The organism is Rhizobium rhizoryzae, assembly GCF_011046895.1.
Lineage (GTDB): Bacteria > Pseudomonadota > Alphaproteobacteria > Rhizobiales > Rhizobiaceae > Neorhizobium > Neorhizobium rhizoryzae.
This window is the reverse complement of the sequence record NZ_CP049250.1, coordinates 2,016,065-2,032,829: the sequence shown is the minus strand read 5'-3', so window position 1 is coordinate 2,032,829 and position 16,765 is coordinate 2,016,065. Positions and strand designations below refer to the sequence as shown.

Sequence of the window (16,765 nt, the reverse complement as noted above, 5' to 3'; positions counted from 1 at the left end):
GAATGATGTCACTGTCAGAGAATTCCGCCGCGGCTGCAAACCTGCTGTCTGCCATGGCAAATCCCAAGCGACTGATGATCCTGTGCTGCCTCGTGAAGGGGGAAGTTGCGGTCGGCGCCTTGGCAACCAAGGTTGGCTTGAGCCAGTCGGCGCTGTCTCAGCATCTCTCCAAGCTTCGCGCGCAGAAGCTGGTCAACACCCGTCGCGATGCGCAGACGATCTACTATTCGAGTTCTGCCGAGTCGGTGATGAAGGTGCTGGAGACCCTCGAGTCGCTGTACACCGAAGCTGAACCGGCAAAATCGGCTGCCTGATTTTTTTTGAGCTTCAATGACAGCGCTGACATCGGGGGATGTCGGCCTGGCGGGACGCGCACAGCGTCCCGCTTCTGTATCCAACATGAGCGCATTATTCCGAGCGCTCATTCCATAGGCGCATTCCGTCTGGTCTTGCTTGACCATTCAACAGCGATTGTTAACCTCCTCCTCCAGCCGCGACCTGTCATAGGTCAGGTCGGGAATGGCCTCCCCTGAATTGCTGGGGCCATGGAGATCCTCATGTCAAACCGCCTCACCACCGTGCCGAACGACCTGCGGGCGTTCTGGATGCCGTTTACCGCAAACCGCCAGTTCAAGAAGGCGCCTCGCCTTTTCGTCAGTGCCAAGGACATGCACTATACGACGCATGATGGCAGGCAGGTACTCGATGCGACGGCAGGTCTCTGGTGTGTGAATGCGGGCCACTGCCGTCCCAAGATCACCGAAGCGATTCGCGAGCAGGCTGGCGAACTCGACTACGCGCCGGCGTTCCAGTTGGGGCACCCGAAGGCGTTCGAGCTTGCGAATCGCCTCGTCGATATCGCACCCGAAGGTCTGGATCATGTGCTCTATACCAATTCCGGTTCCGAATCGGTTGATACGGCCCTGAAAGTTGCGATTGCCTATCATCGTGCAAAGGGGAACGGTGCCCGTTTCCGACTGATTGGCCGCGAGCGCGGCTATCATGGCGTCAACTTCGGCGGCATTTCCGTCGGTGGCATCGTCGCCAACCGCAAGATGTTCGGCACGCTGCTCACCGGTGTCGACCATATGCCGCACACGCATCTGCCGGGCAAGAATGCCTTCACCCGTGGCGAACCGGAGCATGGCGGCGATCTTGCGGCAGAACTGGAACGCATCGTGACATTGCATGACGCGTCAACTGTTGCGGCGGTGATCGTTGAACCCGTAGCCGGTTCTACCGGCGTGCTGATCCCGCCGAAGGGCTACTTGCAGAAACTGCGCGAGATCTGCACCAAGCACGGCATTCTCTTGATATTCGATGAGGTCATCACCGGCTATGGCCGCCTCGGCGCTCCCTTCGCGTCGCAATATTTCGACGTGAAGCCGGATATCATGGTGACTGCCAAGGGCCTCACCAACGGCGTCATCCCCATGGGTGCCGTCTTTGTGACGGCGGAAATCCACGACGCCTTCATGAACGGCCCGGAACATCTGATCGAATTCTTCCACGGCTATACTTATTCCGGCAATCCGATTGCCTCTGCTGCAGCACTCGCCACGCTTGATACCTACAAGGAGGAAGGCCTGCTGACCCGTGCGCAGGAGATGGCCTCCTACTGGGAGGACGGCCTGCATTCGTTGAAGGACTGCAAGAACGTCATCGATATTCGCAATATCGGACTGATTGGTGCCATTGAACTCGACCCCATTGCAGGAGAGCCGACAAAGCGCGCCTTCAACGCATTCCTCGCGGCCTATGAGGATGGCCTGTTGATCCGCACGACCGGCGATATCATCGCGATGTCGCCGCCGCTGATCATCGAGAAGCATCACATGGACGAAATCTTCGGCAAGCTGCGGACGATCCTGAACAACAATATCTGACAAGGCATGCGGGCGGAGGCAAAACCTCCGCCCGTAAAAATGTCACAACCAGCCGCGCCGCTTGAAATACAGAAATGGCAGCGCCGCAGACAGGATCATCAGCACAACCGCCCAGGGATATCCCAACTGCCACTGCAGTTCCGGCATGGCCTGGAAGTTCATGCCATAGACGGACGCAACCAGCGTTGGCGGCAGGAACACGACGGACGCGACCGTGAAGATCTTGATGATCTGGTTCTGCTCCAGATTGATCAGCCCCAACGTCGCATCCAGCAGAAAGTTGATCTTGCCGGACAGGAAGGTTGCATGATCGCCGAGCGATGTCGCATCCCGCTGCAGGAGCTTGGCCAGTTGCCGCGTTTCTTTCGTCGGCTTGCGGCTCTGCGTTTCGAGTGCTGAATGGTAGGCGACGAGCCGGGAAATGCTGACCAGGCTTTCTCGGATACTGCTGAGAAAATCACCCTTCTGGCCCAGCTGATCGATCAGCGATTGCAGGTCGCGTTCTTTCTCGCTGGATTTGGCGCTCTTTCCCCGGAACACCTCACGCGAAATGCCGTCGATCTCATTGCCCATCCGTTCCAGAACATCAGCCAGACGGTCGATGATCGCTTCGATCAGGCCCAGCATGGTTTCCTCGCCGGACGCATAGTTCTGCCCGTTACTGCGCATGGCACGACCAGCAAACATCAGAAATGGCTTTGCTTCCGCATAACGGACCGTCACCAGCTGGTTGCCTTTGAGAATGAATGTCACCGGCGTCTTCGAAGGCGCATCGCCGTCCAGATTGGTCAGCGCGGTCATGGTCATGAACTCGGCGCCGTCTTCCTGGTACAGCCGTGCGGAAAGCTCGATCTCCTCCATCTCGTCTCGTGTCGGCAGGGAAAGACCGAGCGCGGTTTCGATGAAGGATACCTCCGATGCAGAAGGCTTTAGCAGGTCGTACCATTGCGCCGGGGCTGGCTGGTCGGCAGTGCTGGCAGAAAGGTGGTCACGCAGAACAAGGCGATCTGTGTCACGCTCGTAGATACGCAGCATGGGCATGCTCCTTCACAGGCTTCATCTTGCCTGCGGGGAGCAGAAACGCTATCCGACAGGCAGGAAAAATGATGTCGATAGTCGACTGTCGGGGTCCATTTTCGGGTTCCTTGAATGAGATGAAGAACTCATCACGACCGCTCACATGCGCCCGAACTGGTCGCAGGTCAAGACGCTTTCGACCCTGACAACGGAAGGGAGTGCCGTGAAACACAGTACGCGCCTAACCTTTTTCGCCCTGCCCTTCCTTTTGCTGGGAACAGGAAGCGCAGGAGCGATCGACTGGGGCAATGCAGGCCGGAACAGTGAGACAAAGCCGGTGCCCGGCCAGGCGCTGCCGCTGCCACCAACCAATGGACCTCAATTGCCCGATGGCAGTTTCAATTGCGACACCGTGACCCGGATGTCCTGGGAGCAGAGCCGCACGGTTGAAAGCGCCGGCACCGGCCCCCGGCAGGTCAGGCGCTGTAGCCGCGACGGATTGAGCATAGAGGTAACACCGCCCTCCAATTGATCAACGCAATCAAATTCGAATTTTCTAAATCAACCAGAAAACCAGCGTCATCAGTGAAGTGTGACCAGATCCGAGCCTACGCAGCAGGCAAATGCGCATTTTCTGCGCAGAATTTGATATTTTCTTGCTTTCGTTCCCCCGAATTTCTACAGAAGGTTGCCGCCTGAAAGCCAAAAATGGCTCGGGTGAAAGACTGCACTTCCACTCGTATTGGCGCCGGAGGACCGCCCCTTCGGGACACGAGCGCCGGAAGAGCGCGGTCGTCAGATGGGCCAGACATTGGCTCGACCCAAGGAGAAGATCGCATGAACCTCAAGACCCTGCTCACAGCAACAACTGCGGCCTGCCTATTGCTGGCACCGGCCGCCCGCGCCGACATCGTGATCGGCCTCATTGCACCGGTCACAGGCCCCGTCGCAGCCTATGGCAACCAGGTAAAGAACGGCGCAGAAACCGCTGTCGCGGAGATCAACAAGAAGGGCGGCATTCTGGGAGAGAAGGTCGTCCTCAAGATCGCCGACGATGCAGGCGAGCCAAAGCAGGGCGTGTCCGCAGCCAACCAGTTGATTGGCGAAGGCATTCGCTTCGTCGTCGGCCCGGTCACATCCGGTGTTGCCATGCCTGCATCCGATGCGCTGGCAGAGAACGGCATTCTCATGGTCACGCCAACGGCTACGACACCCGCCTTGACGAACCGCGGCCTCACCACGGTTCTGCGCACGTGCGGACGCGATGACCAGCAGGCGGAAGTGGCGGCCAATTATGTGCTGAAGAGCCTGAAGGACAAGCGTATTGCCATCATCAACGACAAGGCGGCCTATGGCAAAGGTCTGGCGGACGCCTTCAAGGCAACGCTCAACAAGGGCGGCGTCAAAGAGGTTCTCAACGATGCCATTACTCCCGGCGACAAGGATTTCAGCGCGTTGACGACACGCCTGAAGGCTGAAAATGTCGACGTCATCTATTTTGGCGGCTACCACCCGGAAGGTGGTCTACTGGCCCGCCAGTTGGCCGACCTCGGCATCAAGCCGCTGATCATCGGCGGTGACGGCCTTTCCAACACGGAATACTGGAGCATTGGCAACAAGGCTGCGGCTGGCACCATGTTCACCAATGCTTCCGATGCGTCCAAGAGCCCGAACTCCAAGGCTGCTACCGAAGCGCTTGCCGCACGCCAGATCCCGGCAGAAGCCTTTACCCTGAATGCCTATGCAGCTGTGGAAGTCCTGAAGGCAGGCATCGAAAAGGCCAAGACCAAGGACGATGCGCAGGCTGTGGCAACGGCACTGAAGTCGGGTGAAAAGATCACGACAGCGATCGGCGACCTGACCTATGGCGAGACAGGAGACCTGACCTCCCAGACATTCGATCTCTTCAAGTGGGAAGACGGCAAGATTGTCGCTGCACAGTAAACCTGGCAATGGGGCGGTCTCCGCCGCCCCATTATCACCATCTATTCCCATCGTATTTGTCGTGAATCGGCTATAGTCTCCCCGCACTGCAAGATGACCAGGAGACAGCGAAATGCGCCTTGAGACCTATATCGATCAGGGAACAGGGCGGGAGCCCGCCGATATCGTTCTGAAGGGCGGCCATTTCTACGATCTCGTCACCGGCGAACTCGTGCAGTCGGATATCGCGATTTGCGGTGATCGTATCGTCGGCACCGGTGAGGCCTATCGAGGACAGACGGAAATCGATATCTCCGGCCAGATCGTGGTGCCGGGTTTCATCGATACCCATCTCCATATCGAAAGCTCGCTGGTCACGCCGCATGAATTCGATCGCTGCGTTCTGCCCTATGGCGTAACCACCGCCATTTGCGATCCGCATGAGATTGCCAATGTCATCGGCACCGAGGGCATCCAGTACTTCCTCGATTCGTCGCTTGAGACGATCATGGATATCCGTGTTCAGCTTTCCTCCTGCGTACCAGCAACACATCTGGAAACCGCAGGCGCCGATCTTCCCATCGAGCGCCTCCTGCCCTTTCGACATCATCCGAAGGTCATCGGGCTCGCGGAATTCATGAACTTTCCCGGCGTGATCCATAAGGATCCGGTCTGCATGGCAAAGCTCGAGGCGTTTCAGGGCGGCCATATCGATGGTCACGCCCCGCTCCTGTCCGGCCTTGGCCTGAACGGCTACCTGTCGGCGGGCATTCGCACCGAACACGAATGCACGACGGCCGAAGAAGCCATGGAAAAGATCCGCAAGGGCATGCACATTCTGGTGCGGGAAGGCTCGGTGTCCAAGGACCTCCACGCGCTGATGCCCATCATCACGGAACGCCTGTCGCCTCATCTGGCGCTCTGCACGGATGATCGCAACCCGCTGGATATCGCCGAGGAAGGCCATCTGGACTTCATCATCCGCACGGCCATTGCCCACGGCGTCGAACCGCTCGCCATTTACCGCGCAGCCTCCATCTCCGCCGCACGCGCCTTTGGCCTTAAGGATCGCGGGCTGATCGCACCCGGCTGGCGTGCAGACCTTGTGGTGGTCGATAACTTGGCCAACTGCAAGGCGCAGATGGTGTTCTCAGCAGGTCGACTGGTGAACGACGAATTGTTCGCGACCCGCAAGCCGGTGGAACCTGTGGGCCTGGATAGCGTGAAGGCGCGCATCGTCAAGGCAGCGGATTTCTCCGTTCCCGCACGGCAGGAGGAGCAGCCGGTCATCGGCGTCCTGCCGGGCAAGATCATCACCGAGCATCGGCGTTTCCGCCTGCCCTCGTCGGGCAATCAGAGCACGGTGGATCTCGCCAATGATATCATTCGCGTGGCTGTCATCGAGCGGCATGGCAAGAACGGCAATCACGCCAACGGTTTCGTGCAGGGCTTTGGCCTGAAGAAGGGCGCCATCGCCTCCACCGTCGGGCATGACAGCCACAACATCTGCGTTGTCGGTGTGTCCGAGGAAGACATGGCGCTTGCCGCCAACCGGCTCGGCGAGATCCGCGGCGGCTTCGTCGTGGTGGAGGATGGCAAGGTGACGGGCGAAATCGCGCTTCCGGTCGCGGGCCTCATGAGCCTTGAACCCTACGAGACGGTTCGCGACATTCTTCATGAACTGAGAAAGGCTGCCTACGCACTCGGAACAACCCTGACGGAGCCCTTCCTTCAGGTCGCCTTCCTGCCACTGCCCGTCATTCCACACCTGAAGATATCGGATAAAGGCATGGTGGACGTCGACAAGTTTGCCCTGATCGGTTGAGGCTATTGCTTGTCGCTACCCGGGGTCAGGGCGGAGACAGCCGAGTGAGCCGCAGACGTGGCGGTTGCCCGAATGGTGCTGGCAATGGTCTCCACGCGGCCAATCTGCTGGCGGAACTCTTCCAGCGCCCTGCCCCGCAAGGTCGTGCCCGCAGGCATTTCAGCCTTGGTCGGATCCTTGTAGGTATCGCCGACGCGCAGTTCGTAATAGAGATGCGGTCCGGTGGACAGCCCGGTCGAGCCCACATAGGCAATGACTTGCCCCTGTGCCACATGGTCGCCAACCCTCAGCCCCTTCGGCGTGCCTTCGATGTGGGCATAGGTCGTGGTATATCCGCCATCGTGCTGGATGCGGATATATTTCCCGTATCCGGTTTCGGAATCAATCTTCACCACAACACCGTCGCCCGCCGCAACGATCGGCGATCCCATGGGCGCGCGATAATCGACCCCGTTGTGGAATTTGCGGGTTCTGAGGATTGGGTGCACGCGCCAGCCGAAACCGTCACCCAGCTGACCGGCGGAAACGGGCTTGTGCATCAGCGTCTTTGAGACCGATCGTCCTGCATCGTCGAAAAACTCAGGCTTTCCGCTATCGGATACGTAGCGGTAGAAACGGCGGTCCCTGCCCTTGCCCTTCAGCGTCACGGAAACAAGCTCCTGCTCGCCCTGTTCTGCTGTGCGGAATACAAAATCCAGTTGCGGCACATCGGCTGTTTTCGACCAGTGAATGCCATTGGCACGCAAAAGCTGGACGATCTGCAGGCTCACCTTTACCGGCACGTTTCTGCGCGCCAGATGCTCGATCAGCTTCGGATAATCGGCTGCAGCATCCTGCAACGCGGCAACATCCTTCGGCACGGCCTGCGCAGACCCGGACCGCGCCTCTGCCGCCTGATGCGCCAGCGCTTCTGCCACCATTCGGTCATAGGGCCGGTGATCGGTTACCAGCTGGAAGTGGCCATCATCGCAGCGCGCCAGCAGACGTTCCCGACCATCCGCCGCCAGATGACGCGCAAACAGAATTTCCGAAAGATTGGGCTGTGCAGGACGCTGGCCGATGATCAGGTCGAGCTGCTCGCCCTTGCGGACAACGTCACCACCCAAACCAGAGGCCAGCTGGGCAAAATCCTGCTCGGAAACTCCGATGACGCCCTTGATATCGCGAAGCCGTTCCGGCTGGACAGGCAGGGAGACAATCCGCCTGACAAGCATCGCCTCCTGCGCAGGGGTCACGGTCACATTGGATTGGTCGGCGGGACGCACCGCCTTCGGTGCGTCCGCAGCATAACCGAGCCCGGAATGGCGCATCAATTGCCGGGCATCCAGCGCATCTTGGAGAACCAGATCGAAAGGATTGGCGCCCGTATCTGCAACCTGCGCGACAGCCGAAGCGCTGGAGGCAGCCGACCCGGATGCATTTTCATTCAAATCGAGAGAAATATCAAAGTAGGAGGTCTGCGACATCGAACCATCGCCCATCCGCTCCACGAGATCGAGCGTTTCCGGGCGACCGGTTCGGGGCATCCACAGCCGAGCCTTCTTCGGGCTGGTGACAGACTGCCTTCGTGTGCGGGCAAGCACAACGGGCTTTTTCTGCTCCGGCCCTGTGGGAGGAGCAACATCAGAAAGCGGCTCGAGAAGCGCGGTTGAGCTTAGAGTGACCAGAAGAGCGGCGGCGATGACACATCCGCTGTTGCGAATCCAGAACCGCCGCGCTTTCAGCCCAGGGATGTCCGGGGCAAACTCATCGCCAACGCAACTCTCATCGCGCACAGCAATTGCGCTTGCCCTTGCATCCATGTGGACTGATCCCGCCGCCGTTAAAAAGTTAAGCAGACGTTATAGTTCCGCGTGGCGAAAATGTGTCGGACCCCGGTCTCTGAACAGGAGATCGCGCTTATCCGTTCAGAAAGCGTCGGCGAAGCTCCTCATCCCGCCGCCGCTCGACGGATTTGCGATACCGCACCATGAACTGCTCGATACGCTCTTGAAGCCAGACAAGGGGGCTTTCGAGTAACCGCTGGAAATTTTGCATCTCCGTCTCCTTTCCTTGGAATATTTGCTGTGTGGCTGCACTCTGCTTATGCCAGACGCAGACAGGAAACCGGTAGACCGTTCCTCCGGCATGATTGCACAAAAATCCGAAAGGCCAGATTTGCAAAAATGCAGGACCGCGCATATATGGAAGAAAAGCGAGAGAGATCCGCGATTAAGTAGACGGAAATCCGGCCATATCAGAGACAAGTCATATGCATCAACTTCAAACGCTTGCCGATATCATTGCACGACACACCGAGAGTGACGGAGTTTTTGCAACCGAAATTCCTCGCCTGAGCCTTGTGCGCATGTCCAAGCGCACTGAGCCTATGCAAGGTGTCCAACACCCTTCGCTATGCCTCATAGCGCAGGGCACCAAGCAGGTGCTGCTGGCGGACGAAGTGTTCGAATATGGACCGGCACGTCACCTCATCGCCTCGGCAGACCTGCCAATCACCGGACAGGTGATCGAGGCGAGCCCGGAAGAGCCCTATCTCAGCATCAAGCTCGATCTGGATCTGTCGGTGCTGGGCGCGATGATGATTGAAATGCCGCCCGCGCCTGAAACCTTCACCACCGCGAAAACCTGTGGCAAGGCAATCTGCCTCAGTCGAACCGATCCACAACTGCTGGAGGCTGCCGTGCGCCTTCTGCGTTTGCTCGATACGCCGGATGACATTCCGTTTCTGGCTCCGCTTGCCGAGAAGGAATTATTGTACCGCCTGATGCGCGGGGACCAGGCGAAGAAGCTCCATCGCATGCTGATGCCGGAAAGCCGTTTGCAACAGGTCAATCGCGCCATTGCCTGGATCCGCCAGAATTATGCAAAGCCCTTCAGCGTAGACCGCGTGGCGCAGGAAGCGCGCATGAGCACATCTTCCCTGCATGAGCATTTCAAGGAAGTAACCGCCATGAGCCCGCTGCAATATCAGAAGCAGCTTCGGCTACAGGAAGCGCGCCGCTTGATCCTTTCGGAAGCCCTGGACGCGGCAAGTGCTGCCCACCGCGTGGGCTATGACAGCCCATCGCAGTTCAGCCGCGAATATCGTCGCCTGTTCGGAGCGCCGCCGATACAGGACGTATCCCGCCTGAAGACGGAGCCGGCCAGCTTTGCGCCGGCATCCGCCTAGAGCATCGGGCGAAAAAGTGGAATCCGGTTTTCCGCTAAACCGATGCGTCAACGAAAATTTAGAGCGGCGGGCCGTTTCCGATTAGTCGCCCGACGCTCTAATCTTATCCGTCAAAGCTTGGCACAAAACGCATCGAGTGCCTCAAGCTTTACGACCTTCTCTTCCAATGTCGGGGCAAAACCCGGCATCGCAAGCGGCGTCGCTGACGCAAACTGCGCAGGCAACAGGAAGTCCTGCACTGAGCGCGTCAGGTTGAACACGAAGAGCAACCGCTCATCGCCCTTCTCCCGCACGAAAGCGAGAAGATCGGCCTGCGTCTCGAGGAAGGTCAGGTCACCATCATAAAGGCTTGCATGCGCCTTGCGGAAGGCCAGCGTCTGCCGATAGTGGTGGAGAACGGAACTGGCATCCGCTTCCTGCGCATCCACCGCCAGTTTCGCATGTGCGGGCGGCACGGGAAGCCAGGTCTTGGCCCCCGGAGAGAAGCCGCCGTGCGGTGCCTTTGCCTCCCACACCATGGGCGTGCGGCATCCGTCACGACCCTTGAAGGCAGGCCAGAAGCGAATGCCGTAAGGGTCTCGCAGATCCTCGAAGGCCAGTTCCGCCTCTTCGAGACCAAGCTCCTCGCCCTGATACAGGCAAATCGACCCGCGAAGGCTGGAAAGAACGCTGATGGCGAGTTTCGCGATGCGCTCGCGCTCATCCGGCGTCTCCATGAAACGCGTCACGTGGCGGATCACATCATGGTTGGAGAAGGCCCAGCAGACCCATCCATCGGTCACGATTTCCTGGCACTTGGACACGACACCGCGAATATGATCCGCCGTGAAACGCGGGCTCAGCAGGTCGAATGTGTAGCACATGTGCAGCTTGTCATTGCCGCTGGTGTAGATCGAGAGCGTCGATAGCGAGCGATCGCCATCGCCGACTTCGCCCACGGTGGTGCGGCAATCATACTCATCGAGTAGCGAGCGCAGCTTTTTCAGGAACTCGATGTTTTCCGGCTGGCTCTTGTCGTAGAGATGGTTCTGCATCGAATAGGGGTTGGTATCGGTCTCCAGACCCGTCGAATCGGGATCGTAGACCATGGGCGGGTTGTTCCGCAGCTGCTTGTCGTGGAAGTAATAGTTCACGGTATCCAGCCGGAAACCATGCACGCCCCGGTCCAGCCAGAACTTGACCGTCGCCAGAACCGCCTTCTGCACATCGGGATTGTGGAAGTTGAGATCCGGCTGCGAAATCAGGAAGTTGTGCATGTAATACTGCTTGCGCACACCGTCCCATTCCCAGCCGGGGCCGCCGAAAATCGACAGCCAGTTGTTGGGCGCCGTGCCATCCGGCTTCGGGTCGGCCCAGATATACCAGTCCGCGCGCGGATTGGTTCGGCTCGCCCGGCTCTCGATGAACCATGGGTGTTGGTCCGAGGTATGCGAGATGACCTGGTCGATGACCACCTTCAGCCCCAGCTTTTCGCATTCGGCCATCATCTCGTCGAAATCGGCCAGCGTGCCGAACATCGGGTCGACATTGCAGTAATCGGAAACGTCATAGCCCATATCGGCCATGGGCGAGGTGAAGAAGGGCGACAGCCAGATCGCATCCACGCCAAGCGAGGCGATGTAAGGCAGGCGTTGCGTTATCCCTTTGATATCGCCGATGCCATCACCGGTCGTATCCTGGAAGGACCGTGGATAGACCTGATAGATAACTGCGCCGCGCCACCAGTCGGGATCGCCCTTGCGTGCCGTCACTGTCGTCATGCCTGCTCGACTCCTTCAATCGTTTCATACATCCGGTAAACTAATCAGAGTACGCGAAAAGACAAAGGCAAAGCGGTGGATGTTTGGCATCAATTTCAAAATCCGCATAAAAGCAGCCCCAGCCGACTTGTCATACAGCTTCGCCCGTCCTATTCCCGGATGAACGGGTGGAGACGGCAAGATGACGAAGCGGGTTCTTTCGATCGGCGAGTGCATGGTGGAACTCTCGCAGGCGGGCCAGGGCCTGCTGCGCAAGGGCTTTGCAGGGGATACGTTCAATACTGCCTGGTATCTGCGTGCCGTGCTTTCGCAAAACTGGCAGGTAGATTACCTGACGGCGCTCGGCGACGACCCGCTGTCCGAGGAACTGCTGGCCTTCATGCAAAAGGCCGGGATAGGTACAGGTCTCATTCGTCGCATTCCGGGCAAGACACCCGGTCTCTACCTCATTTCACTGAAGGATGGCGAACGCACCTTCAGCTACTGGCGTGATACATCCGCTGCAAGACAGCTTGCCGATGATGCTGACCATCTGCGCAAGGCGATCGAAAGCGCCGACGTGCTCTATTTCTCCGGAATCACACTCGCAATCCTCACGCCGCATGCGGCAGACACGCTTCTGTCTGAACTGCGCCGCGCGAAGGCAGTGGGCAAGCATGTGATCTTCGACCCCAATATCCGGCCTCGTCTGTGGAACGACAGGCAGCGCATGCTGGACACGATCACGGCCGGTGCCGCAGCCTCCACGATCGTGCTGCCCAGCTTCGATGACGAGGAAACGCATTTCGGCGATGCCAACGTGGCCGAAACGATTGAACGCTATCAGGCGGCGGGCGTGCAGCGCGTTGTCGTCAAGAACGGTTCGCAGGGAGCCACGGTCGCAGAAGGCTCTCAGCGCACTTTCGTGCCTGCCGTGCCTCCGGAGAAGCTGGTGGATACCACCAGTGCCGGCGATAGCTTCAACGGCGGTTTCATCGGCAGACTGCTGGATGGAACACCGCCAGCGGAAGCGGCGGCCCATGGCGCGGCGGTCGCCTCCGTGGTCATTGCCCATCACGGCGCCCTCATCGAGCCCGCACTTCTCCCCTCCTGAGACTTATGACATCACCCTGTAACAGAACGCACCGATAGAAGCATCTGTCAGGCCATATCGACACGAGTCGAACGCGGCAATTGGTCTGCTGGATCAGGGGATGCGCCATGACCAAGATCACCATCGTCACCGATGCATGGTACCCGCAGATCAACGGCGTGGTTCGCTCCATCGAAAACACGAACCGCGAACTGGCACGAATGGGCGTCGAGGTCTCCATGATCACGCCGCAGGGATTTTCCAGCATACCCTGCCCCACCTATCCGGAAATCCGGCTGTCCGTCGCGACCTATGCATCTGTTGCCCGGGCGATTGAAGCCTTCGGGCCATGTTCGGTTCACATCGCCACCGAAGGGCCGCTGGGTCTGCTTGCCAGACGCTGGTGCCTGAAGAACAACATGCCCTTTTCCACCAGCTATCACACCCGTTTCCCGGAATATGTCGCAGCCCGTTTCCCTATTCCAATCCGCTGGTTGCGCGCCTTCGTTCGCTGGTTTCACAATGCGGGCAACGGCTGCATGGTTGCAACGGCAAGCCTGGAAGGGGAACTCTCCAAACTGGGCCTTCGCAATCTGCGCCGCTGGAGCCGGGGCATCGATCAATCGCTGTTCCGGCCAATGCCGCAGGAAGCCGAGCCCTTCGGCCTTCCGCGCCCCATTTTCATGACGGTCAGCCGCCTCGCCGTTGAAAAGAACATCTCCGCCTTCCTAAACCTTGATCTGCCGGGTTCGAAAGTGGTGGTGGGGGACGGGCCGGAACGCATCAATCTTGAGCGACAATTTCCCGATGTTCATTTCACCGGCATGAAAACAGGCGAGGATCTGGCGCGGGCCTATGCGCAGGCCGATGTCTTCGTCTTCCCCTCCTTGACCGATACCTTCGGCAATACAATTCTGGAGGCACTGGCCAGCGGCGTGCCAGTGGCAGCCTATCCGGTGACTGGGCCGATCGATATCATCGAGGATGGCAGCGGCGCTGGCGCTCTCCATGAAGACTTGCACGCTGCCTGCCTTGCCGCCTTGTCCTGCTCTCGCGAAGATGCACGCCGTCTTGCGGAACGCTATTCATGGCAGGCAGCCACCCGGCAGTTTCTGGAAAACGTGCTGTCCGCCTGCCGTGCGGACAAGCTGCAGCACCTTTCGCAGGACTCGCTTTAGAAAATCCGGACCGGAGGCGAGCGCCACCAGCCTGCTATCAGCCGCGCTGAAGACCTGACGAGTAATTCTGAAACAGCCCTGTTTTTGCTGGAGGAACGGTTGCCGAACCGGGAGTTTGGCATATCGTCGCCCGTACATCGGAACATGGATCATCAGGAAAGAGCTTGCCAACATGGCGCTGAAACAATCGCTGACCACCCTCAAAGGCGCCGGCCTCATGCTCAACATCGTGATCGGAGCCGGGCTGCTGGCGCTGCCGGGAATGGTTGTGCGCGAGGCGGGTCTCCAGGCGATCTGGGCATGGGGACTGTGTGCGCTTGTGAGTGTGCCCCTGCTGCTTGTCTTCATCATCATGGGCATGCGCTTTCCTGATGCGGGGGGAATCACGCACTTCGCAAAGCTCGCCTTTGGCCGGAAGGCCTATGCGATGGCTTCAGTCATCCTGCTCGGCACCTTCCCGTTCGGCATGCCGGCGATTGCCCTGACGGGAGGTCACTATCTGGCGGAAGCCTTTGGCGGAACGCCCACGCTCTACGCAGCGGGCCTGATTGTCGCCGCAGCAGCATCTCATATTCTGTCCACCGAAATGGCCGCACGGCTATCTGCTGCCATTGCATCCATTGTGCTGGTCAGCCTGCTGGGCCTGATGGTCGTCGGCCTTGCCACGGTCGACTGGTCGGCGGGCACCCGTCATGTCGCCAGCATCGCTGAGCTTGACGGACGAATCGTTCTTGCGCCCTTCATGATGATCTTCTTCGCCTTTACCGGCTGGGAACTGGCGGCGGGCCTTTCGGAAGAGTTCAAAAACCCGGCCCGTGATTTCCCCCGGGCCATGTTCCTATCGTTTGTCGCCGCCTGTATTCTCTATTTCGGCATGGCACTGACAGCGCAGAGCATTGTCATAACCGGCTCCTACGAAGCTGCCTTCTCCTCCATCCTTGCCCATGCGGTTGGCGAAAAAGGGCGCATCGTCGTGGGCTTGCTGGCGGCAACCATCATCTATGCGAACCTGCTGGGGTGCATCTGGGCCGTTTCGCGCATGGTCTATGCGCTCAGTCGCGAAGGGCTGCTGCCGATACGGTTGCAGACGACGGCGAAGGGCGTTCCGCTATCCTCCGTTCTCATCATCTGCCTGTTACTTCTCTGTGTCGTGGGCGCAGATGCCGCTGGTCTCATCCATCTCGGGCTGATGCTCGAACTCGCCGCACAGAATTTCCTGCTGCTCTATGGCTTGAGCGGTCTGGCTTTGCTGAAGTTATCGCGCCGCGTCTTTGATCGCCTCGCGGCGCTGCTGACAGTCGGCCTCGTTCTCGTTTTGATGGTTGTGCAGGGGCAGTCGCTCTTCTACCCGCTCGGGCTGGCGCTGGCCGGAATCGTTCTGGAACGGCTCAACTCCGGTCGCCCGATCTTGCGCCAGACGATGCCTGCGGAGTGAGGGCCGAACGCCCTCACGACAATAGCGCGGTTTAGAGCATTCAACGCTTCTTGCGCTTGTGCTCGTACGGATTTTCCGCCGACTTGAAGTGGATGCGGATCGGTACACCCGGCATCTGGAAGTCGGCGCGCAAACCGTTGATCAGATAGCGGACATAGGATTCCGGCAGGGCATCCGAACGGGTGCAGGAAATCATGAAGGCAGGCGGACGAGCCTTGACCTGCGTCATGTATTTCAGGCGAATGCGGCGGCCCGAAACAGCCGGTGGCGGATGCTGGATCTGGGAGCTTTCCAGCCAGCGGTTCAGCCTGGCGGTGGAAATACGCTTGTTCCAGACCATGTCCGTGTCGATGATGTTCTGCATCAACTTGTCGAGGCCGTAGCCGGTCTGTCCTGAAATCGGCACGGCGCGAATACCGCGCGCCTGTGGAAGCAGACGCTCTGTCTTTTCGCGCAGGTCCGTCAGGAACACCTGCGGATCTTCGACGAGATCCCACTTGTTAAACGCCAGCACCGCGGCACGGCCTTCACGCAGCACCAGATCGACAATCTGCAGATCCTGCTTCTCGAAGGGGATCGTTGCATCGAAGACAATGACGACGGTTTCGGCAAAACGAATGGCGCGCAGCGCATCGGCAACCGAAAGCTTTTCCAGCTTTTCCTGAACACGCGCCTTGCGACGCATGCCCGCCGTGTCGAACATCTTGATCGTGCGGCCACGCCAGTCCCATTCAACGGAAATGGAATCGCGCGTAATGCCCGCTTCCGGTCCCGTCAGAAGACGATCTTCACCCAGGAAGCGATTGATCAGCGTGGATTTTCCGGCATTGGGACGCCCGACGATCGCCACGCGCAGCGGCTTTGTATCGTCATAGGCCGGCTCGAATTCCTCGTCCTCAGCACCCTCGCCTGCAAAGCTTCCGGCGGAGACATCGACATCCGTCTCGGCCTCGTCATCCTCTTCCTCGCCAAACGCCTTCTCCGGTCCGAGCGCTTCGACGATCGCATCGCGCAGATCGATCATGCCCTGCCCGTGCTCTGCCGAAATCGGCACAGGTTCGCCAAGGCCCAGCGTATAGGCATCGTAGAAACCGCTGTCCGAACCGCGTGCTTCCGACTTGTTGGCAACCAGCACGACCGGCTTGCCACGCCGACGCAGCATTTCGCCCAAAGTCTTGTCAAGCGGCGTCAGGCCCGTCTTGGCGTCGACCACGAACAGAGAAAGATCCGCCTCATCGATTGCCGCTTCGGTCTGGGCGCGCATGCGGCCTTCCAGCGTATCGGGTCCAGCCTCTTCGAGACCGGCCGTATCGATGATGCGGAAGCGCAGATCCACAAGCTTTGCGTCACCCGGGCGACGGTCACGGGTCACACCGGGCGTATCGTCCACAAGCGCCAGCTTCTTGCCAACCAGACGATTGAACAAGGTGGATTTTCCAACATTGGGACGCCCGACAATGGCGACGGTAAAGCTCATTTCAGGTTCCCTTTCCGGGCCTT

14 protein-coding genes are annotated in these 16,765 nt (G+C 59.1%); 9 read left to right on the top strand and 5 right to left on the bottom strand.

Annotated features, from left to right (window positions below; genetic code table 11):
• Positions 1-2 precede the first annotated feature (2 nt).
• Positions 3-314 carry an ArsR/SmtB family transcription factor gene (locus G6N80_RS15735; protein ID WP_062553942.1) on the top strand — a complete coding sequence of 104 codons (312 nt, stop codon included), beginning with the start codon at positions 3-5 and terminating at the stop codon, positions 312-314.
• 243 nt (positions 315-557) lie between these two features.
• Positions 558-1,886 carry an omega-aminotransferase AptA gene (aptA, locus tag G6N80_RS15730; RefSeq protein WP_062553941.1) on the top strand — a complete coding sequence of 443 codons (1,329 nt, stop codon included), beginning with the start codon at positions 558-560 and terminating at the stop codon, positions 1,884-1,886.
• Positions 1,887-1,928: 42 nt separating this feature from the next.
• Here the strand turns inward: aptA and G6N80_RS15725 are convergent, their stop codons facing one another.
• On the bottom strand, positions 1,929-2,921 hold the full coding sequence (locus G6N80_RS15725; protein WP_062553940.1) for a magnesium transporter CorA family protein: 993 nt from the start codon (positions 2,919-2,921) through the stop codon (positions 1,929-1,931).
• 145 nt (positions 2,922-3,066) lie between these two features.
• Between G6N80_RS15725 and G6N80_RS15720 the strand changes: the two genes are divergently transcribed.
• From G6N80_RS15720 to ade, 3 genes are all read left to right on the top strand, one after another.
• Complete coding sequence (locus G6N80_RS15720; RefSeq protein WP_165135142.1) at positions 3,067-3,435, top strand: hypothetical protein; 369 nt, start codon at positions 3,067-3,069, stop codon at positions 3,433-3,435.
• A gap of 305 nt (positions 3,436-3,740) precedes the next feature.
• Positions 3,741-4,847, top strand: a complete 1,107-nt coding sequence (locus G6N80_RS15715; RefSeq protein WP_165135139.1) for a branched-chain amino acid ABC transporter substrate-binding protein — start codon at positions 3,741-3,743, stop codon at positions 4,845-4,847.
• A 112-nt stretch (positions 4,848-4,959) separates the two neighbouring features.
• Positions 4,960-6,651, top strand: a complete 1,692-nt coding sequence (ade, locus tag G6N80_RS15710; RefSeq protein WP_165135136.1) for an adenine deaminase — start codon at positions 4,960-4,962, stop codon at positions 6,649-6,651.
• 2 nt (positions 6,652-6,653) lie between these two features.
• On the opposite strand, the gene G6N80_RS15705 is transcribed toward ade, so the two are convergent.
• Together G6N80_RS15705 and G6N80_RS15700 are read right to left on the bottom strand one after the other, a co-directional pair.
• Positions 6,654-8,453 (bottom strand): M23 family metallopeptidase, encoded by a 1,800-nt coding sequence (locus G6N80_RS15705; RefSeq protein ID WP_165135133.1) that lies wholly within the window; start codon positions 8,451-8,453, stop codon positions 6,654-6,656.
• Positions 8,454-8,550: 97 nt separating this feature from the next.
• On the bottom strand, positions 8,551-8,688 hold the full coding sequence (locus G6N80_RS15700; RefSeq protein ID WP_156379123.1) for a hypothetical protein: 138 nt from the start codon (positions 8,686-8,688) through the stop codon (positions 8,551-8,553).
• A 214-nt stretch (positions 8,689-8,902) separates the two neighbouring features.
• On the opposite strand from G6N80_RS15700, the gene G6N80_RS15695 reads away from it, so the two are divergent.
• The gene (locus tag G6N80_RS15695; protein WP_062553935.1) at positions 8,903-9,820 is read left to right on the top strand and encodes an AraC family transcriptional regulator; all 918 of its coding nucleotides are present in this window, start codon (positions 8,903-8,905) and stop codon (positions 9,818-9,820) included.
• A 110-nt stretch (positions 9,821-9,930) separates the two neighbouring features.
• Here the strand turns inward: G6N80_RS15695 and bglA are convergent, their stop codons facing one another.
• A complete protein-coding gene (bglA, locus tag G6N80_RS15690; RefSeq protein WP_165135130.1) occupies positions 9,931-11,580 on the bottom strand; it encodes a beta-galactosidase BglA in 1,650 nt (549 codons plus the stop codon).
• A gap of 181 nt (positions 11,581-11,761) precedes the next feature.
• On the opposite strand from bglA, the gene G6N80_RS15685 reads away from it, so the two are divergent.
• The 3 genes from G6N80_RS15685 (at position 11,762) to G6N80_RS15675 (ending at position 15,265) form a co-directional block, all read left to right on the top strand.
• A complete protein-coding gene (locus G6N80_RS15685; protein WP_062553933.1) occupies positions 11,762-12,673 on the top strand; it encodes a sugar kinase in 912 nt (303 codons plus the stop codon).
• 107 nt (positions 12,674-12,780) lie between these two features.
• Positions 12,781-13,830: a glycosyltransferase family 4 protein gene (locus G6N80_RS15680; RefSeq protein ID WP_165135127.1), complete on the top strand. Its 1,050-nt coding sequence runs from the start codon at positions 12,781-12,783 to the stop codon at positions 13,828-13,830.
• A gap of 172 nt (positions 13,831-14,002) precedes the next feature.
• Positions 14,003-15,265 (top strand): APC family permease, encoded by a 1,263-nt coding sequence (locus G6N80_RS15675; RefSeq protein ID WP_165135124.1) that lies wholly within the window; start codon positions 14,003-14,005, stop codon positions 15,263-15,265.
• A 40-nt stretch (positions 15,266-15,305) separates the two neighbouring features.
• Here G6N80_RS15675 and der read toward each other — a convergent pair whose 3' ends face one another.
• Positions 15,306-16,742 carry a ribosome biogenesis GTPase Der gene (der, locus tag G6N80_RS15670; protein WP_165135121.1) on the bottom strand — a complete coding sequence of 479 codons (1,437 nt, stop codon included), beginning with the start codon at positions 16,740-16,742 and terminating at the stop codon, positions 15,306-15,308.
• Positions 16,743-16,765: the final 23 nt, after the last annotated feature.